The sequence below is a fragment of the Kribbella sp. NPDC003557 genome, assembly GCF_040610805.1.
Classification (GTDB): Bacteria; Actinomycetota; Actinomycetes; order Propionibacteriales; family Kribbellaceae; genus Kribbella.
The window spans coordinates 199,421-217,748 of sequence record NZ_JBEXMY010000005.1; the positions used below are offsets into that span (position 1 = coordinate 199,421).

Consider the following 18,328-nt stretch of genomic DNA (forward strand, 5'->3'; position numbering starts at 1 on the left):
GCTTATGTCAGAACTGCAGGGTGGGCCGGGTGCCCTGTTCGCCATCGGCGGCGCCGAGGACAAGCTGAAGAAGCGGACGGTGCTGCAGGAGTTCGTCGACGCGGCGGGCGGGTCCACGGCGCGGATCGTGGTGGTGCCCACCGCGTCCGCACTGGGGCCCGACGTCGTCGACGTGTACCGCGCGCTGTTCGCGGCCCTCGGCGCCGAGAGCGTGGTCGGCGTCCGCCCGGAGAACCGGGAGGACGCCGACGACCCGGCCTTCATCGCCCCGCTGAACGACGCGACCGGCATCTTCATGACCGGCGGCAACCAGCTCAAGCTCGCGGGCGTCGTCACCGGTACGGCGTTCGGCCGCGCGGTGACCGCCGCCCACGCGCGCGGCGCGGCCGTCGGCGGGACGTCGGCGGGCGCGAGCATCCTGGCCGAGCACATGATCGCGTTCGGCCGCTCCGGCGCCACCCCGCGGCAGCGGATGAGCCAGCTGTCCGGCGGTCTCGGCCTGGTCCAGGGCGCGATCGTCGACCAGCACTTCGCGCAGCGCAACCGGTACGGCCGGCTGCTGTCGCTCGTCGCGCAGTCCCCCGGCCTGCTCGGGATCGGCGTCGACGAGGACACCGCGGCGGTCGTCCGCGGCAGCCACCTGGAGGTCGTCGGCCGCGGCGCGGTGACGATCTTCGACGGCACCCGGATCACCTCCAACGCCCACAACGCCAAGCGGTCCGAGCCGATCCTGGCGTCCGGCGTGGTCCTGCACGTGCTGCCGGCGACCGCGACGTTCGACCTGCAGAACCGGGTCCTGCTGTCGTACGGTCCGCAGCCGGCCGCGTCGGAGTACGCCGAACTCGCGGCCGCCGAGGCCGACCTGCGCAAGCTCGCGAAGGAGATCGCCGCGGAGGGGGTGTCACCGGCGTACTACGCGGAGCGGAAGCGGCGCGCGGGCCGCCGGGCGAATAAATCTGCCGCGGCCGGGGAATCCAGACCGGAGGCGACCGAGCCGATCACGGCAGGCGCCGACTCCGAGTCCCCCGACCGCACGCTCCCAGAACAGTGACCCCCGAATGACCGAGACGCACGGCACGCCCGCCCCTGACCTGAAGATCATCGAGACCCGCGTGTACCGCGGCCCCAACGTCTGGAGCTACGACCCCGCGATCCACCTGGTCGTGGACCTGGGCTCGCTGGAGAACTTCCCGTCGAACACCATCCCCGGCTTCACCGAGCGGCTGCTCGCCGACCTGCCCCGGCTCGACCAGCACCACTGCTCGCGCGGCCGCAAGGGCGGCTTCATCGAGCGGCTGTACGAGGGCACCTGGCTCGGCCACATCGCCGAGCACGTCTCGCTCCAGCTCCAGCAGGAAGCCGGCCACGACATGCGCCGCGGCAAGACCCGGCAGGTGAAGGGCTCCCCCGGCATCTACAACATCACCTACGCGTACGCCGACGAAGCGGTCGGGCTCGCCGCGGGTGAACTCGCCGTACGGTTCGTGAACAACCTGGTCCAGCCGGACCCGGCGTTCGACTTCACGACCGAGCTGGAGAAGTTCATCAAGCAGGCCGAGCGGACCGCGTTCGGCCCGTCCACGCAGGCGATCGTGGACGAGGCGGTGTCCCGGGACATCCCGTGGATCCGGCTCAACAAGGCGAGCCTGGTGCAGCTCGGGCAGGGCGTGCACGCGAAGCGGATCCGGGCCACGATGACGTCCGAGACCGGCTCGATCGCGGTCGACGTCGCCGGCGACAAGGACCTGACCACCCGGCTGCTCGCCTCGGCCGGTCTGCCGGTGCCGCGGTCGGAGTCGGTGCGCACGGTCGAGGAAGCGGTCTCGGTCGCGCACAAGATCGGGTACCCGGTGGTGTGCAAGCCGCTCGACGGCAACCACGGCCGCGGCGTCTGCCTGAACCTGCAGGACGCGGACGCGCTCCGCGAGGCGTTCCCGATCGCGGCCGAGCAGTCCCGGCGCGGGTACGTGATCGTGGAGAACTTCGTCACCGGCAAGGACTACCGCTGTCTGATCATCAACGGCCGGATGGAGGCGATCGCCGAACGCGTGCCCGCGCACGTCGTCGGCGACGGTATCCACACCGTGGCCGAGCTGGTCGACATCACCAACGCCGACCCGCGGCGCGGTGTCGGGCACGAGAAGATCCTCACCCGGATCACGATCAACAACGCCGCCCGCCAGCTGGTCCGCGACCAGGGCTTCGAGCTGGACGACGTACCGCCCGAGGACGCGATGGTGAAGCTGACGCTCACCGGCAACATGTCCACCGGTGGGATCTCGATCGACCGGACCTGGGAGGCGCACCCGGAGAACGTCGAGATCGCCGAGGAGGCGGCCCGGATGATCGGGCTCGACATCGCCGGGATCGACTTCATCTGCCCCGACATCACCCAGCCGGTCCGCGAGACCGGCGGCGCGATCTGCGAGGTGAACGCGGCGCCCGGGTTCCGGATGCACACCAACCCGACGGTCGGCGAGCCGCAGTACATCGCCAAGCCGGTGGTGGACATGCTGTTCCCGCCCGGCGCGGTCAGCCGGATCCCGATCGTCGCGGTCACCGGGACGAACGGGAAGACCACCACGTCGCGGATGATCAGCCACGTCTTCAAGGGCATGGGCCGCAAGGTCGGGATGACCTCGACCGACGGCATCGTGATCGACGAGCGGCTGGTGATCCGGCAGGACGCGTCCGGCCCGAAGTCCGCGCGGATGGTGCTGCAGAACCCGCGGGTCGACTTCGCGGTCTTCGAGGTGGCGCGCGGCGGGATCCTGCGCGAGGGACTGGGGTACGAGCGCAACGACGTGGCCGTCGTGCTGAACGTCCAGCCCGACCACCTCGGGCTGCGCGGCATCGAGACGCTCGAGCAGCTGGCCGACGTGAAGGCCGTGCTGGTCGAGGCGGTGCCGCGGACCGGGTACGCCGTCCTGAACGCCGACGACCCACTGGTGCGGAAGATGCGGCGCAAGTGCTCGGGGCAGGTCGTGTGGTTCAGCATGGCCGAGCAGGGCAGCGAGATCCGCGACTACATCGAGGGGCACTGCCGCCGGGGCGGGCGCGCCGTGGTGCTGGAGCGGTCGGACCTCGGCGACATGATCGTGGTCAAGCACGGCCGCCGGTCGATGCAGCTCGCCTGGACCCATTTGCTGCCGGCAACGTTCGGCGGGCGGGCGATGATGAACGTGCAGAACGCGATGGCAGCCGCGGCGGCGGCGTTCGCGGCGGGTGCGCCGTTGCACGACATCCGGCAGGGCCTGCGGACGTTCAACACGTCGTACTACCTGTCGCCGGGCCGGCTGAACGAGATCGACGTCGACGGGCGCAGCGTGATCGTCGACTACTGCCACAACGCGCCGGCGATGCGGATGCTCGGTGACTTCGTCGACCGGCTCGGCGAGAGCCTGAGTGCGTCGTCCGAGGTCGGGCGGCCGTCGCGGATCGGTGTGATCGCGACCGCGGGCGACCGTCGCGACGACGACATCCGCGAGCTCGGCGAGGTCGCCGCCCAGCACTTCGACGTGGTCGTGGTCCGCGAGGACGCCCGGCTGCGCGGCCGCAAGCGCGGCGAGTCGGCGGAGCTGGTGACGGCCGGCGTGCGGGCCGCGATGGACAACGGCGCGCGGTGCCGGCGGGTCGACGTCGTACTGGACGAGCTCGAGGCGGTGCGGTTCGCGCTCGAGCGGTCGAACCCGGGTGATCTCGTGGTGCTGTGCGTCGATCAGCACCAGTCGGTCCTGGCGGAGCTCGAATCGGTGTCACACCTCGCCCAGGCCGGGGCCCGGTCCGGTGACGAGGGCGGTGACCCCGACTTCGTCCAGCCCGACGAGGAGATCACCGAGGACCCGGCCCGGGAACTTGCCTAGGGCAAGTCTCGTTGGCTGTTGCGTGAAGACGAAGTTGCTGCTGTTGCTGGTGCCTTTCCTGCTGAGCGGTTGCGGATCGACGGCGACGCCGGAGGCCGCGGTCGGTGCGCCGGGCGTGCTCGTCGAGGACGCGTGGGTGCGGGCGACGACGGGCGCGAAGGACACCACGATGACGGCCGCGTTCATGGCGCTGACCAATCCCGGCAGCACCGACGTGAAGTTGACCTCGGCAACTTCTCCGGTGGCCGGGGTCGTGCAGCTGCACGAGATGGCGACGCAGGACGGCAAGATGGTGATGCGCGCGAAGACCGGCGGCGTCACCGTCCCGGCCGGCTCCCACGCGCACCTCTCCCCCGGCGGCGACCACATCATGCTGATGGCACTCAAGCAGCCCCTGAAGCCCGGCGACGAGGTCCCGCTGACGCTGAAGTTCTCGGACAACACGACCCACGACCTCAAGGTCCCGGTGAAGGCCTTCACCGAGGAAGAAGAGCACTACCACCCGACCCCCAGTAGCAAGTGACGACCGAAGACGCCCGCCCGCTGGGCGCACCTCCGGAGGCCGGGCGGCGGCCGACACGTCGGCAGATGTTCGGCTTGGCAGGTGCGGCGGCCGCTGGTGCTGCGGTCGCAGGAACCGTTACCGCCGTTGCCTTTGGCAAGGAGACGTCGGTTGGACCTCCGGTGCGGAGTGTCTCGCCGTACGGCGTGCATCAGGCCGGGATCGCGATGGCCGCGCCGGCCTCGGCCGAGCTGGTGGCATTCAAGCTGGCCACGGATCGGTCCGGGCTGGGGCGGTTGATGCGGCTGTGGACGAGCGATGTCGTCGCGCTGGCGGACGGGCGGCCGGCGCCCGGTGACACGGCGCCGGAGTTGGCCGTGGCGAACAAGCGGCTGACGGTCACGGTCGGCTTCGGGCCGCGGATGTTCGACGTGACCGGCCGGCGGCCGCCGGGGCTGGACGATCTTCCGGTCATGCGGCACGACCGGCTGGAAGCCGGCTGGTCGGGCGGTGACCTGCTGGTGATGGTCGGCGCGGACGACACGGTCAGCGTGGTGCACGCCGTACGGCGGTTGATCGCCGACGCGAAGCCGTTCGCGACCCCGCTCTGGCGGCAGACCGGCTTCTGGGACGGCACCGGCCCGGACGGCGAGCCAGTGACCGGCCGCAACCTCTTCGGCCAGGTCGACGGCACCGGCAACCCCGCCTTCGGTACGCCGGAGTTCGACCGGACCGTCTGGTCGGCCGACGGCCCCGACTGGTTCCGCGGGGGCACGACGCTCGTCGTACGGCGCATCCGGATGAACCTCGACACCTGGGACGAGCTGACCCGCTCCGAGCAGGAACGCGCCGTCGGCCGCAAACTCTCCACCGGCGCACCGCTCACCGGCACCGCCGAGCACGACGAACTCGACCTCGAGGCCCGCGACGCCGACGGCCGCCCGGTGATCGCGCAGAACGCGCACGCCCGGCTCTCCCACCACTCCGAGAACGACGGCCGCCGCATCTTCCGCAAGGGCCTCAACTACGTCCACGACACCGGCGCGACCCGCGAGTCCGGCCTGATCTTCCTCAGCCACCAGGCCGACATCGCCGGCCAGTTCCTCCCCCTCCTGAGCCGGCTGGACGCCGTCGACGCCCTCAACGAGTGGACCACGACCGTCGGCTCCGCCGTCTTCGCCCTCCCACCCGGTTTCCAGCCCGGCGAATGGCTCGGCCAGAAACTTCTCAGCTGACCTGTCACCCTGCGACGCTGCTCAGAGCGTTGTAGGGGTGTGGGGATGACATCCGAGGACGACTTCGACGAGTTCGTGCGCGCGCGGTGGAGCGCGACCGCGCGGCTCGCGTACGCCCTCACCCTCGACCACCAGAAGGCCGAGGACCTGGCGCAGGAGGCGTTCACCAAGCTCTGGTTCCACTGGCGGAAGCTGCGGAAGGGCAGTCCCGAGGCCTACCTGCGCAAGATCGTCACCAGCACTTTCCTGTCCGGACGGCGCCGCCGCTGGCTCGGCGAACACCCGACCGACACGCCACCGGAAGCCACCGTCGAGGCCGGCACCACGCAGGTCGAGGAACGCCTCGCCCTCCGCCAGGCCATGGCACGCCTCAGCCCGCGCCAACGCGCCGCGGTCTATCTCCGGTACGCCGAGGACCTCCCCGAGCGCGTTGTCGCCGACCTGCTTGGATGCTCGGTCGGAGCCGTCAAACAGCACACCAGGCGGGGCCTGGAGACGCTCCGCGTCGACATCACGTTCGTCACCCCGGACGAGCTGGCCGACCTGGCCGGAAAGGCGAACCCATGACCGACGACCCGAACCGGCGGCCCGAGGACCTGGGCGCCAAGCTGGCCCTGCTCACGGCCGAGCACCCCGAACCCACCGACCCGGCCTCGCCGGTGCGGCTGCGGATCAAGCGCCGCCAGGTACGTCGCCGTACGGCCGCCGCGGCGATCTCCGCGGCGGCGGTGGCCGCGGTCGTCGTGGTGGCGAGCGCGACGCTCGGGTCCTTCAGGTCCGCGGAGCCGGGCGTCGCTACTACGACATCGCCGGTCCCCACGCGGGCGATGCAGACCCAGCATCTCGACTTCAGGTACACCCCGCTGCCGACGCCCTGGTCCGAAGAGCCGGCGTTCACCACCCAGCCGGACTCGCTCAAGTACGCGCCGGCCTTCTACGTCGCCCGGGGCAGCGTCCCGAACGAGAGCTGGGCGGTCGCGTCGTACGCGAGGTCCGGCTGTCTCGTCGTCACCGACGAAGGACCGGCGAAGAGCTTCGGCGGTGCCGACGTGTGCTTCGACCCGAACGGGCAGCAGCGCGCGCAGTACCGGGCGATCCCGGCGGTGATCCCGAACCTCTCGTCCCCGCTGCGGCTGACGCTGGTCATGGGCGCGGTCCCCGCCGACGCACGCAAGGTCCGGATCACGGCCGGCGGCAAGACCTACGACACCGACGCGGTCGGTACGCCGAACAGCAACCGACTCCGCTTCTTCGCGCTGGTCGTCGACGCGGCCGCATCCGAGGTCACCGAGGTCACCCCGCTCACTGCCTAGCCCGCCGTCAGCCGACGGTCGAGCTCTCGTCCAGAGACCCCTCGACCGCGGCCCGCCGGCGGGCGAGCAGGCGGCGCCGTGGCTCTTCCTGGTCGATCCAGTCGAGGTCGTCGGACAGGATGGCGTCGTTGGACCGGTCGGCGTACGGGTCCGGAGGCGGTGGTGGCGGCGGCAGGGCGCGGAGTTTGAGCGCCACCATCGGGATCGCGAGCAGCACGCCGACCCCCAGCCACGGCCAGTACTCACGCAGCAGCGGCTCGAACGACTGGAAGAACGTCTCGGTCGACGCGTCACCGACCGCGTCCATCGGCTTCCCGGTCGACCGGCTGATCAGCCGGACCGACGCCACGATGCCGAAGCACACCAGGTAGAACCCGGTCAGCGGGATCCAGGACCCCACCGACCGCCAGCCGCGTTTCCAGCACGCGATGTAGAGCAGGACGGCGAGCCCGGCGCCGACCAGCAGCCCGTTCAGCTGCCATTGCCACTGCCATTCGGTCAGCTGCTCGGCCGGGCGCAGCGCGCTCCACGCCACCGGCAGCGCCAGCGCGAACGCCGCCACCACCGAGCTCCGGGCGCCGACGGCCCCGAAGAACCCGCCGAGAGCGCTTGCCACCAGCAACGTGATCAGCAGGTCGCGGTCGCCGGACGAGTTCCCGGTCAGCCACCACAGGCCCGCGGCAACGACCAGCACCACCGGCACGGTGATCCGGATCCGCCCGATCAGCAACCCGGCCAGCACCCCGCCGGCGAAGCCGCCGAGCACCACCAGGTCGATCCGCGGCGGCACGAACGACGTCGTACCCTCCGGCAGGCCTTTCAGGTAGGTCGCGGAGAAGCCGCCCACGAACCAGGCGACCACCGCGGCCGGGATCGACCACAGGTAGCGCATCACAACCCCGTTTCCACCCCGGCACGGGCGGTGGCGGGGCTTAGTGCTGGGCTCTTTCGACCTTGCTCTTCAAGGTCTCCGGTGTGTCGACAGTAGCCCCCTCGGACCGCAACCAGTCGTCAAGACTCGCCCGATGCTGCAGAGACATCACCGCGACCACGTCGCCCGGACCCGCCTCGGCGACCAGCGCCTGCGCCGCCGCCAGCTCGGTCGGGAACGCCGGCACGTCGGTCACGCCGACCGAGGCCGCCCCCTCCCGGAACACCGCCTCGAGCTCTTCCGGCGGCCGTCCGCGCAGGTAGTCGCTCTTGTGGCCGATCGCGACCCGGTCGGTGGCCCGCGCACCCATCGCGCCGAGCGCGGCGACCATGTCGTCGGCCCGGTCCCCGGGCGAGCCGAGCGCGAGCATCAGCCGACCACCCGGCGGCCGGACGCCGTTCATGATCTCGAGCAGGGCCTCCAGGCCGGCCTCGTTGTGCGCCAGGTCGATGACGACGGTGAAGCCGCGCAGCGAGTACATGTTCATCCGGCCCGGGTTGTTCTCGTTCGGGGCGAAGGTGCTCAGCCCCTCGATCACCGCCGCCCGCGGCAGTCCGAGTCCGAGCGCCGCCGATGCCGCGGCCAGCGTGTTCTCCACGTTGTAGTGCGACAGCCCGGACAGCGTCATCGGTACGTCGACGACCTTGAGCAGCGGCTCCGGGTCGCGGGCGTTGTCGAGCACCGTGACGAACCCGTCCAGCACGGTCGTCGCCCGGCCGCCCTCGTCGAGCACCGTCCGGATCGACGGCGAGTCGGGGTCCCGGGAGAAGACCCAGCACTTGGCCGGCGAGCCGAGCCGCATCGCGAACGTCCGCGGGTCGTCGCCGTTCACCACGCACCAGCCGCGCGGCCGGGTGATCTGGGTGATCACGGCCTTCACCTCGGCGAGCTGGTCGACGGTGTCGATCCCGCCCAGGCCGAGGTGGTCCGCCGTGACGTTGGTCACCACCGACACGTCGTTGTACGCGACGCCGATACCGCGGCGCAGGATCCCGCCGCGGGCCGTCTCGGTGACCGCGAGCTGGATCCCCGGCTGCGACAGCACCTGGCCCGCACCGCTCGGCCCGGAGAAGTCGCCGTACTTCACCAGCTCGCCGTCGAAGTACACGCCGTCGGTGCTCGACCAGCCGACGTGCAGCCCGGCGGCCCGCCCGATGTGCGCGATCATCCGCGACGTCGTGGTCTTGCCGTTCGTCCCGGTCACCGCGACGACCGGCACCTTCGGCCGCAGGGTCGGCGGCGGGTTGCCCGGCGGCTCGTCCCGGACCCGCTCACCGACGGTAGCGATCAGCTCGGCCAAGTCGTCGGTGTGATCAGAGCCGAACGCGTCCAGCACCTCGACGATCGCCGCGCCGAGCGCCCGGGCGCGACCCTCGTGCGCCCACGGGAAGGCCACCACGAGCCGCCGTACGTCGGCCTCGGGGCGGACCCGGACACCGATCCGGCCGATCCCGGCCTCGCGGGCGATCCGCCGGACGATGTGACCGGCGACCCGGATCGCGAACCGCTGCCGGAAGCCGGAGCCGATCCGGCCCGGACGGGTGGCGCCGAGCCCGATCGCCTGCGCGTACGCCTTGGCCGCAGGCGCCGGGGCGTCCGCGATCGCCGACACGTCGAGCGTGAGCTTGACCGCGGCCCGGCTGAAGTAGAGGTTGGCGCCGTCGAGAACGCGGAGCTCCACCAGGGAAGTCGCCACTACGCTCCCATCGCGTGGTAGCCGCCGTCGACGTGCACGATCTCGCCGGTCGTCGCGGGGAAGAAGTCACTGAGCAGGGCGACGATGGTCCGCCCGGTGGGCTCGAGATCGGACGGGTCCCAGCCCAGCGGGGCCCGGTCCAGCCACGGCTCCTCGAACTTCTCGAAGCCGGGGATCGCCTTCGCGGCCAGGGTCTTGAGCGGACCGGCCGAGACCAGGTTGCAGCGGATGCCCTGGGCGCCGAGGTCGCGGGCCAGGTAGCGGTTGGTGGACTCGAGGGCGGCCTTGGCCACGCCCATCCAGTCGTACCCGGGCCAGGCCACGGTCGCGTCGAAGGTCATCCCGACCACGCTGCCGCCGCGGCTCATCAACGGCGCGCAGGTGACCGCGAGCGCCTTCAGGCTGTACGCCGAGACGTGCACGGCCTGCGCCACGTCATCCCACGGGCCGTCCAGGAACTTCCCGCCGAGGATCGTCTCCGGGTTGCCGTACGCGATCGAGTGCACGACACCGTCGAGCCCGTCGACGTGCTCGCGGACGGCGTCCGGCAGCGCGGCCAGATGCTCCGCGTTCGTGACGTCGAGCTCCAGCACCGGCGGCTCGGTCGGCAGCCGTTTCGCGATCCGCTTGGTGATGCTCAGGGCGCGGCCGAAGTTCGAGATCAGGACGGTGGCGCCCTGCTCCTGGGCCACCTTGGCCGTGGCGAAACCGATCGACGAGTCGAGGGTGACGCCGGCGACCAGGATCCGCTTGCCGTCCAGGATGCCCATCAGTTGCCCATCCCGATGCCGCCGTCGACCGGGATCACCGCGCCGGTGATGTAGCCGGCCTCCTCCGACGCCAGCCAGCGGACCGCGTTCGCGATCTCTTCGGTCAGGCCGAACCGGCCGAGCGGGATCTGGCCCAGGTACTGCTTCTGGGTCTCCTCCGGCAGGACCGCGGTCATGTCGGTCTCGACGAAGCCGGGGGCGACCACGTTCGCGGTGATGCCGCGGCTGCCCAGCTCGCGGGCGATCGAGCGGGCCATGCCGATCAGGCCGGACTTGCTGGCCGCGTAGTTCACCTGGCCGGGCGAGCCGAGCAGGCCGACCACCGAGGAGATGAACACGATCCGGCCCTTGCGCAGCCGCAGCATGCCCTTCGCGGCCCGGCGGGCCACCCGGAACGAGCCGGTCAGGTTGGTCTGCAGGACCGCGTCCCAGTCGTCGTCGGACATCCGCAGCAGCAGCGTGTCGCGGGTGATGCCGGCGTTGGCCACCAGCACCTCGACCGGCCCGTGCTGCTCCGCGATCGTGTCGAACGCGGCGTCGACCTGCTCCTGGTCGGTGATGTCGCACTTGACCCCGAGGAAACCCTCCGGCGGCGGGCTGGTGTTGTACGTGACAGCGACCTGGTCGCCCGCGTCCTTGAACGCGGTCGCGATCGCCAGCCCGATCCCTCGGCTACCGCCGGTCACCAACACTGACCTACCCACAAGCCCTCCTCACATCGCCGGACGGAGGAACGCTATCCCACCGGGGCGGGTGCTCCCGACTCTGCCGGACCTGTCAGGAGCCTTCGAGCCGGAAGCCGACCTTCATCGTCACCTGGTAGTGGTCGATGCGGTTGTCGGCGAGGTGGCCGCGGATGTCGGTCACCTCGAACCAGTCGAGGTGCCGCAGCGTCTCTCCGGCGCGCGTGATCCCGTTGGTGATCGCCTGGTTGAGGCCCTCTTTCGAGGTGCCGACGATCTCGGTGACCCGGTAGGTGCGATCGGTCATGACGAACCTCTCTCCAGCCTGGCTGCGCCCGGGCGGCCGGCGCGGCGTACCGTTGTTTGTGAGGAGGATAGATGTCGAAACGCCATGAGCGGAGCGACGCGACCGTCATCTCGGTGACCAGTGCGCAGCCCGGCCGGTCCGAGGACCTGGACAGCCGGATCGTGCGCTACGCGTGGATGATGTCGATCCGCATCGTCTGCTTCGTGCTGGCCGTCGTCACGCCGTCGCCGTGGCGGTGGCTGTTCGTCGTCGGCGCGATCGCGCTGCCGTACTTCGCGGTGGTGCTGGCCAACGCCCATCGGTCCGCGACCCAGGCCGGCGCCGACCCGTACGTGGCGCCCGCCAGACCCGCGATCGGGGAGCGTCCGACAGTCGTCGTACCGGCCGACGACGACCCTTCCTCCGACCCCCGCAGCGACCCTTCCGGGGACCGTCCGGCCGACACCGAAAAGTGATCTCGGCCGGGACTGGAAAACTTGGAGTGATCCGTGTCAGAATCTCCCGCGTGCTCTGAAGTTCAGCAGTGAAATTCAGGGACTTGATGCGGCGTCGGACGGCTCCCCCCGTGGCTGTCCGACGTCGCTTCATTTTGCCCAGGCTATTGATTATTGAGACATCAGGAATGCAGAGGAATGGCACCCGCGGATGACTGAAGAAGGCACACCTGCGGTCTGCTCCGCCAAGGGCTGCGGCAAGCCGGCCACCTGGGCCTTGCTGTGGAACAACCCGAAGATCCACACTCCCGACCGGCGCAAGACCTGGCTGGCGTGTGACGAACACAAGGACAGCTTGTCCGACTTCCTCGGGCGCCGGTCATTCCTGCGCGAGGTCGAGCCATTCACCGCGTGAATGCGTGGTACCGAAAAAGCACATTTCCGGATTGGGCCGGTATGACCGTCAACCGCCGATCGCGGACATCGGCCGCGCGGGTTGCAGGAAGCTCGGGTCGTTGATGCCGTGACCCGGCAGTTTGCCGAGCATCGCACGCCGCCAGCGATCGGCCAGTTCCGCGTCGTCGGCGCCGGCCCGCAACGCGGTCCGCAGGTCGGACTCGGTGCGCGCGAACAAACAGTCCCGGACCTGGCCGTCGGCGGTCAGCCGGACCCGGTCGCAGTCGCCGCAGAACGGGCGCGTCACCGAGGCGATGATGCCGACGGTCCGCGGCCCGCCCTCGACCAGGAACGTCTCGGCCGGCGCACTGCCGCGCTTCGACGCGTCGACCGGCGTCAGGTGGAACCGCTCGGTGAGCATGCCGAGGATCTCGTCCGCGGTGATCATCGTCGTCCGGTCCCAGCCGTGCTGGGCGTCCAGCGGCATCTGCTCGATGAAGCGCAGTTCGTAGCCGCGTTCGAGGCAGAACTCCAGCAATTGCGGCGCATCTGCGTCGTTCACGCCGCGCATGAGGACCGCATTCACCTTCACCGGCGTCAGGCCGGCGTCGTGCGCGGCCTGCAGCCCGGCGAGGACGTCCTTCAACCGGTCGCGCCGGGTCAGCTTCCTGAACGTCTCCGCGTCGACCGTGTCGAGGCTCACGTTCACCCGGTCCAGACCGGCTTCCTTCAACGCCGTCGCCTGGCGGGCGAGGCCGATCCCGTTCGTGGTCAGCGACACCTCGGGACGCGGGCTGAGCTGCGTCGTCCGGGCGACGATGTCCACCAGGCCGCGGCGCAGCAGCGGCTCGCCGCCGGTGAAGCGGATCTCGTGCACGCCCAGGTGGGTGACCGCGATCGACACCAGGCGGACGATCTCGTCGTCGGTGAGCAGCTCGGGTTTCGCGAGCCAGTCCAGGCCCTCTTCCGGCATGCAGTACGTGCAGCGCAGGTTGCACCGGTCCGTGAGGGAGACGCGCAGGTCGGTCGCGACCCGGCCGTACCGGTCCGCCAGACCTGTTCGCGTCACTTCCTGGGTCGCTGTCACGCCCCCAGCGTACGTGCCGGGCGCCGATCGTTTCAGGGCATGGCTTAAGTTCGAGACGTGGGTCGCTTGATGAACGTCCGCTGGATCGCCGCCGCACTCGGCGTGCTCGTCCTCGCCGGCGTGTGTGTGCAGCTCGGTCGCTGGCAGCTGCACCGCCTCGACGAACGCAAGGCGCGCAACGAGGTGACCCGCACCAACCTGGCCGCGCCCGCGGCGCCGATCGACCAGATCCTCGGGCCGCCGGGAGTCGTCGGCGACCAGCACGCGTGGCGGACCGCGGTCGTCACCGGGCGCTACGACGCGTCGAAGCAGGTCGTGCTGAAGTACCGCAACGTGCAGGACAAGCCCGGTTTCGAGATCGTCACGCCGCTGGTCCTCGCCGACGGCAAGGCGGTGCTGGTCGACCGCGGGTTCCTGGCCCGGCAGAGCTCGGAGCTGATGCCGCTGCACGTTCCCGCCGTACCGGCCGGTGAGGTGACCGTCACCGGCCGCCTGCAGCGCAGCGAGCGCGGCGGCCGCACGAACGGCGGCACCCCCGACGACGGGACGGCGCGACTGATCAACGGGCCCGACTACGCGAAGGTGCTCGGGATCGACCTGTACGACGGGTACCTGACGATCGATAAGCAGCAGCCGGCCAACGATCCGGCGTTCAGCGGGTTCCCGGGCCCGGAGATCGACGACGGGCCGCACTTCTTCTACGCGTTGCAATGGTTCTTCTTCGCGATGCTGGCGATCGGCGGACTGGTGTACTTCTCCCGGCAGCAGGTCCGCGGTCCCGGGCCCGCGGAGCCCGTCGTTGCTGTGCGCAACGAAACCCCGGAACCCGTGAAGCACGGCGACTAGCGCGCTGTTTGCTGTCGGCCCCGAACGGTCGAGGTGCGCGGCCCGGGGCGGTGCGGCAGGATGGTGCTGTGGACCTTGGACTGCGCGACCGCACCTACATCGTCACCGGCGCCAGCGCCGGGCTCGGCTTCGCCACCGCGAAGGCGCTGGCCGCCGAGGGCGCCCGGCTGGTGATCTCCAGCCGCAACGAGGAATCGATCGCCCGGGCTGCCGCCGAGCTCGGCGAGAACGTCGTCGGGATCCCCGTCGACAACGCGGACCCGGAGAGCGCGGAGCGGCTGGCCGCGACCGCGATCGCCAAGTGGGGCGCGCTGCACGGTGCGCTGATCAGCGTCGGCGGTCCGCGCGCCGGGACGGCGCTGGACACCGACGAGGAGGACTGGCGGGCGGCGTTCGACAGCGTGTTCCTCGGCGGGCTGCGGATCGCTCGCGCGGTCGCCCGGGCCGGCGCGGAGGACACCTCGATCGCGTTCGTGCTGTCGTCGTCGGTGAAGTCCCCGATCAACGGGCTGGCGATCTCGAACGGCCTGCGGCCCGGGCTCGCCATGGTGGCGAAGACACTCGCCGACGAGCTCGGGCCGAACGGGATCCGGGTGAACGGGCTGATGCCGGGCCGGATCGCCACCGACCGGCTGAAGGAGCTGGACGGCAAGTCCGGCGACCCCGACGCCGCCCGGCGCGCCTCGGAGAAGACCATCCCGCTGCGCCGCTACGGCTCCCCCGACGAGTTCGGCCGGGTCGCCGCGTTCGTCCTGTCCCCCGCCGCGTCGTACGTGACGGGCGCCATCATCCCGATCGACGGCGGCGCCCTCCGCACGATCTGAGCTCAGCCCGGGTCAGCCCCACTGGCCCGGGACGTAGTCGCCCGCGGGTTGCTGGGTGATGACGTTGAGGCGGTTCCAGGTGTTGATCCCGGCGATCGCCGCGACCAGCGCGCCCAGCTGCTCCTCGTCGTAGTGCTTGGCGGCGTTCAGCCACACGTCGTCGGGCACTCCGCCGGCGGCGTCGGCGATCCGGGTGCCGGCCTCGGCCAGGGCCAGCGCGGCGCGTTCGGCCTCGGTGTAGACGGTGGCCTCGCGCCACGTCGCGACCAGGTTGATCCGGACCGTGGTCTCGCCGTGGTGCGCGAGATCCTTCGAGTGCATGTCGACGCAGTACGCGCAGCCGTTGATCTGACTGACCCGCAGCTCGACCAGCTCGAGCGTGGCCAGCGGTACGCCGGCGTCCAGCGCGCCGCGGGCCGCGGTGTTGAGGTGCTTGATGAACTTGCCGAGGACCGGGTTGGTGAACAGGTCCAGACGAGCATCCATAACGGGTTTCTCCTCGTGAATGAGCATGTTGACACCCACCCGACGAGACGGCCCCGCGAAGTGTCAGTCCGCGACGATGCGGTTGCCCTGCTCGTCCCAGTGCTCGGCGACCTTCTTGCTCGGCTGGACCCGCGGCGGCTCCCCCGGCATCTTCGGGTAGTCGGGCGGGAAGTTCAGCTCACCGCCGGGGAGCTCCTCCCACAGCCGCAGCAGCGCGTCCAGCGGGTAGGCCGTCTCGTCCATACCGGCCCACGGGTCGCCGTCGGCGAGGTAGTCCGGGACGGTGTGCAGGTTGAACGCGCGCGGATCGTCGGTCTCGGCGAGCCGCTCCCACGTCATCGGCGTACTGACCGGGGCGCCCGGGCGCGGCCGGAGCGACCAGGCGCCCGCGACGGTGCGGTCGCGGAGGTTCTGGTTGAAGTCCAGGAAGATCGAGGCCTCGCCGCGCTCCTCCTTCCACCAGGCGGTGGTGACGCCGTCGTCGCGGCGCTCGAGCTCGCGTCCGAGACCGATCGCGGCGTGCCGGACCTCGTCGAAGCTCCACTCCGGCCGGATCCGCACGTAGATGTGGATACCGCGGTTGCCGCTGGTCTTCGCGTACCCGCGCAGCCCCAGCTCCTCCAGCAGCTCCCGGGCGACGCCGGCCACCCGGCGGGCGTCGGCGAAGGTCGCGCCCGGCTGCGGATCGAGGTCGATGCGCAGCTCGTCGGGGTGCTCCAGGTCGCGGCTGCGGACGGCCCACGGGTGGAAGGTCAGCGTGCCCATCTGCGCCGCCCAGACGGCCGCGGCGGGCTCGCTCAGGCACAGCTCGTCGATCGGGCGCCCGTTCGGCGTCAGGACCCTGCAGGTCTCGAGCCAGTCCGGCGCGCCCTTCGGGAGGCGCTTGGAGTAGAAGCCGTCACCCGTCTGCCGGCCGGTCGTGTCCACCGACAGCTTCATGCCCTCGCGCCAGCCACCGGGCCAGCGCTCGAGCGCGACGGGGCGGTCGCCCGACGCGTGCATGAACGCGGGAGCGACGCTGATGAAGTACTCACAGACCTGGAGCTTGGTGACCTCCGGCGCCCACTCGGTCGCCTCGTAGACCACCCGCTCGGGACTGGACACCCGGACCTCGCGGCCCCCCACGGTGAGCATCACCGGTGTGCTCTTCGCCATGCCGCGACCGTATCGCCCCGGCCGGACAAATCGGCCGGGATTTCCGTGGGGCGCACGGGAAAGGCAACTTTTCTCGACCTCTGGCCACGGTAGGTGACCGGGCGGTAACGTTCCTGCACCTCGTTCCTGGGGCGTGAGGCCTCCGGGACACCTGACAAGGAGCGCGAGGATGAACAGATCCGCCCTGTTCGCCGCTGCGACTGCAGTGGCGACCACCACCGCCCTCGGACTGACCAGCGCCACCACAGCAACCGGAGCGCCGACGGCATCCCCTGTCCCCAGCCCTGCCGCGGCCGTCGCCAAGGCCAAGGAGGCGATCAGCGGCAACCTGACCGCGCTGCGGGCCACCCCGGCCGACGCGTTCGTGGTCAAGGACGTGATCGTCGACAAGGACGGCTCCAGCCACGTCCGGATGGACCGCACGATCGGCGGCCTTCCGGTGCTCGGCGGCGACGTCGTCGTCCACCAGTCGAAGGACGGCGCCTTCGAGGGCGCCAGCCTGTCGCTGAGCAGGAGCGCGAACGTCGCCCGGACGCCGAAGCTCGGCAGCGCGACCGCGACCGCGAAGGCCGTCACCAAGGGCCTCAAGGCCGACGGCAAACCGAGTCTGGTGATCGAGGCCCGCAAGGGTGCGCCACGGCTGGCCTACCTGGTCACGGCGGTCGGCACCCAGGCCGACGGTACGCCGAGCCGGGTCACCACGACCGTCGACGCCTTGACCGGCGCGAAGCTCGTGAGCGAGCAGCACATCGAGACCGCGACCGGTGACGGCAAGAGCCTCTACAGCGGGACCGTGCCGCTGCAGACGTCGACGGCGACCGGCGGCTACACGCTGACCGACGCCACCCGCGGCGGCGGCTACACCGCCGACGCGAACAACAAGACCGACTCGCTGCTGTGCCAGCTGTTCGGGTTCGGCTGCACGGCCCCGACCCGGTTCACCGACGCCGACAACCACTGGGGCACCGGGGTCAACTCCGACCGCGCCACGGCGGCGGTCGACGCGCACTACGGCGCCGCGACGACGTTCGACTACTACAAGAACGTCCACGGCCGCAACGGCATCTTCGGCGACGGCAAGGGCGTCCCGAGCCGCGTGCACTACGGCTCGAACTACGTGAACGCGTTCTGGGACGGCAAGCAGATGACGTACGGCGACGGCGACAACGTCGTCGCGGGTCCGCTGGTGTCGATCGATGTGGCCGGCCACGAGATGTCCCACGGCGTCACCGAGCACACCGCGAACCTGACCTACTCCGGCGAGTCCGGCGGCCTGAACGAGGCCACCAGCGACATCTTCGGCACCCTGGTCGAGTTCTACTCCAACAACGCCTCCGACCCCGGTGACTACTACATCGGCGAGGAGATCATGAAGGACCGCCCGGCGCTGCGGTTCATGGACAAGCCGAGCAAGGACGGCAACTCCGCCGACTGCTGGTCGTCGGGTGTCGGCAACCTCGACGTGCATTACTCCTCGGGCGTGGCGAACCACTTCGCCTACCTGCTCGCGGAGGGCACCGGCGCGAAGACGATCGGCGGGCTGCCGCACAACGCGTCGACCTGCAACGGCAGCACGCTGACCGGTATCGGCCGGGACAAGCTCGGCAAGATCTGGTACCGCGCGCTGTCGACGTACATGACCAGCGGTACGACGTACGCCCAGGCCCGGACCGCGACGCTGAACGCGGCCACGGACCTGTATGGCGCCAGCAGCCCGGAGCGGGCCGCCGTCGCCGCCGCCTGGTCCGGCGTCAGCGTCAACTGAGGTACTGAAGGTTTCGCCGGGTCCTGTCCCACTGG

General features: G+C 70.7%; 19 protein-coding genes. 11 read left to right on the forward strand and 8 right to left on the reverse strand.

Features of this window, described 5'->3' with window-relative positions:
* Positions 1–4: 4 nt before the first annotated feature.
* The 6 genes from ABZW60_RS21645 (at position 5) to ABZW60_RS21670 (ending at position 6,913) form a co-directional block, all read left to right on the forward strand.
* Entirely contained in the window at positions 5–1,051 is a 1,047-nt protein-coding gene (locus tag ABZW60_RS21645) for a cyanophycinase (protein ID WP_355479421.1), read from the forward strand.
* A gap of 7 nt (positions 1,052–1,058) precedes the next feature.
* The gene (gene cphA, locus ABZW60_RS21650) at positions 1,059–3,863 is read left to right on the forward strand and encodes a cyanophycin synthetase (RefSeq protein ID WP_355479423.1); all 2,805 of its coding nucleotides are present in this window, start codon (positions 1,059–1,061) and stop codon (positions 3,861–3,863) included.
* Between the two features lie 22 nt (positions 3,864–3,885).
* Entirely contained in the window at positions 3,886–4,386 is a 501-nt protein-coding gene (locus ABZW60_RS21655) for a copper chaperone PCu(A)C (RefSeq protein WP_355479424.1), read from the forward strand.
* Positions 4,387–4,547: 161 nt separating this feature from the next.
* Positions 4,548–5,600, forward strand: a complete 1,053-nt coding sequence (locus ABZW60_RS21660; protein WP_355479425.1) for a Dyp-type peroxidase — start codon at positions 4,548–4,550, stop codon at positions 5,598–5,600.
* Positions 5,601–5,645: 45 nt separating this feature from the next.
* Complete coding sequence (locus ABZW60_RS21665) at positions 5,646–6,167, forward strand: SigE family RNA polymerase sigma factor (RefSeq protein ID WP_355479427.1); 522 nt, start codon at positions 5,646–5,648, stop codon at positions 6,165–6,167.
* Positions 6,164–6,913 (forward strand): hypothetical protein, encoded by a 750-nt coding sequence (locus ABZW60_RS21670; protein WP_355479429.1) that lies wholly within the window; start codon positions 6,164–6,166, stop codon positions 6,911–6,913. Before ABZW60_RS21665 ends, ABZW60_RS21670 begins: the two co-directional genes overlap by 4 nt.
* A gap of 7 nt (positions 6,914–6,920) precedes the next feature.
* On the opposite strand, the gene ABZW60_RS21675 is transcribed toward ABZW60_RS21670, so the two are convergent.
* The 5 genes from ABZW60_RS21675 to ABZW60_RS21695 all read right to left on the reverse strand — a co-directional run bounded on the left by ABZW60_RS21675 (position 6,921) and on the right by ABZW60_RS21695 (position 11,300).
* Positions 6,921–7,805, reverse strand: coding sequence for a hypothetical protein (locus ABZW60_RS21675; RefSeq protein ID WP_355479431.1), 885 nt, complete (start codon positions 7,803–7,805; stop codon positions 6,921–6,923).
* Between the two features lie 40 nt (positions 7,806–7,845).
* The gene (locus ABZW60_RS21680; RefSeq protein ID WP_355479432.1) at positions 7,846–9,540 is read right to left on the reverse strand and encodes a Mur ligase family protein; all 1,695 of its coding nucleotides are present in this window, start codon (positions 9,538–9,540) and stop codon (positions 7,846–7,848) included.
* A complete protein-coding gene (fabI, locus tag ABZW60_RS21685) occupies positions 9,540–10,310 on the reverse strand; it encodes an enoyl-ACP reductase FabI (protein ID WP_355479434.1) in 771 nt (256 codons plus the stop codon). Before fabI ends, ABZW60_RS21680 begins: the two co-directional genes overlap by 1 nt.
* On the reverse strand, positions 10,310–11,014 hold the full coding sequence (gene fabG, locus ABZW60_RS21690) for a 3-oxoacyl-[acyl-carrier-protein] reductase (RefSeq protein WP_355479436.1): 705 nt from the start codon (positions 11,012–11,014) through the stop codon (positions 10,310–10,312). The genes fabI and fabG overlap by 1 nt, the downstream gene beginning before the upstream one ends.
* Before the next feature lie 73 nt (positions 11,015–11,087).
* Positions 11,088–11,300: a dodecin gene (locus ABZW60_RS21695; RefSeq protein WP_355479437.1), complete on the reverse strand. Its 213-nt coding sequence runs from the start codon at positions 11,298–11,300 to the stop codon at positions 11,088–11,090.
* 71 nt (positions 11,301–11,371) lie between these two features.
* On the opposite strand from ABZW60_RS21695, the gene ABZW60_RS21700 reads away from it, so the two are divergent.
* A complete protein-coding gene (locus ABZW60_RS21700) occupies positions 11,372–11,755 on the forward strand; it encodes a DUF3099 domain-containing protein (RefSeq protein ID WP_355479439.1) in 384 nt (127 codons plus the stop codon).
* 190 nt (positions 11,756–11,945) lie between these two features.
* Positions 11,946–12,149, forward strand: a complete 204-nt coding sequence (locus ABZW60_RS21705; RefSeq protein ID WP_355479441.1) for a hypothetical protein — start codon at positions 11,946–11,948, stop codon at positions 12,147–12,149.
* Between the two features lie 48 nt (positions 12,150–12,197).
* Here the strand turns inward: ABZW60_RS21705 and moaA are convergent, their stop codons facing one another.
* Positions 12,198–13,217: a GTP 3',8-cyclase MoaA gene (moaA, locus tag ABZW60_RS21710; protein WP_355479444.1), complete on the reverse strand. Its 1,020-nt coding sequence runs from the start codon at positions 13,215–13,217 to the stop codon at positions 12,198–12,200.
* Positions 13,218–13,274: 57 nt separating this feature from the next.
* Here moaA and ABZW60_RS21715 point away from each other — a divergent pair, with 57 nt between their 5' ends.
* Together ABZW60_RS21715 and ABZW60_RS21720 are read left to right on the forward strand one after the other, a co-directional pair.
* Positions 13,275–14,063, forward strand: coding sequence for an SURF1 family protein (locus ABZW60_RS21715; RefSeq protein ID WP_355479446.1), 789 nt, complete (start codon positions 13,275–13,277; stop codon positions 14,061–14,063).
* 68 nt (positions 14,064–14,131) lie between these two features.
* Positions 14,132–14,887, forward strand: a complete 756-nt coding sequence (locus ABZW60_RS21720; protein WP_355479447.1) for an SDR family oxidoreductase — start codon at positions 14,132–14,134, stop codon at positions 14,885–14,887.
* 12 nt (positions 14,888–14,899) lie between these two features.
* Here ABZW60_RS21720 and ABZW60_RS21725 read toward each other — a convergent pair whose 3' ends face one another.
* A complete protein-coding gene (locus tag ABZW60_RS21725) occupies positions 14,900–15,373 on the reverse strand; it encodes a carboxymuconolactone decarboxylase family protein (protein WP_355479449.1) in 474 nt (157 codons plus the stop codon).
* Between the two features lie 63 nt (positions 15,374–15,436).
* Positions 15,437–16,528, reverse strand: a complete 1,092-nt coding sequence (locus ABZW60_RS21730) for a DNA primase small subunit domain-containing protein (RefSeq protein ID WP_355479450.1) — start codon at positions 16,526–16,528, stop codon at positions 15,437–15,439.
* Between the two features lie 169 nt (positions 16,529–16,697).
* Between ABZW60_RS21730 and ABZW60_RS21735 the strand changes: the two genes are divergently transcribed.
* Entirely contained in the window at positions 16,698–18,293 is a 1,596-nt protein-coding gene (locus ABZW60_RS21735) for a M4 family metallopeptidase (RefSeq protein ID WP_355479452.1), read from the forward strand.
* Positions 18,294–18,328 lie beyond the last annotated feature (35 nt).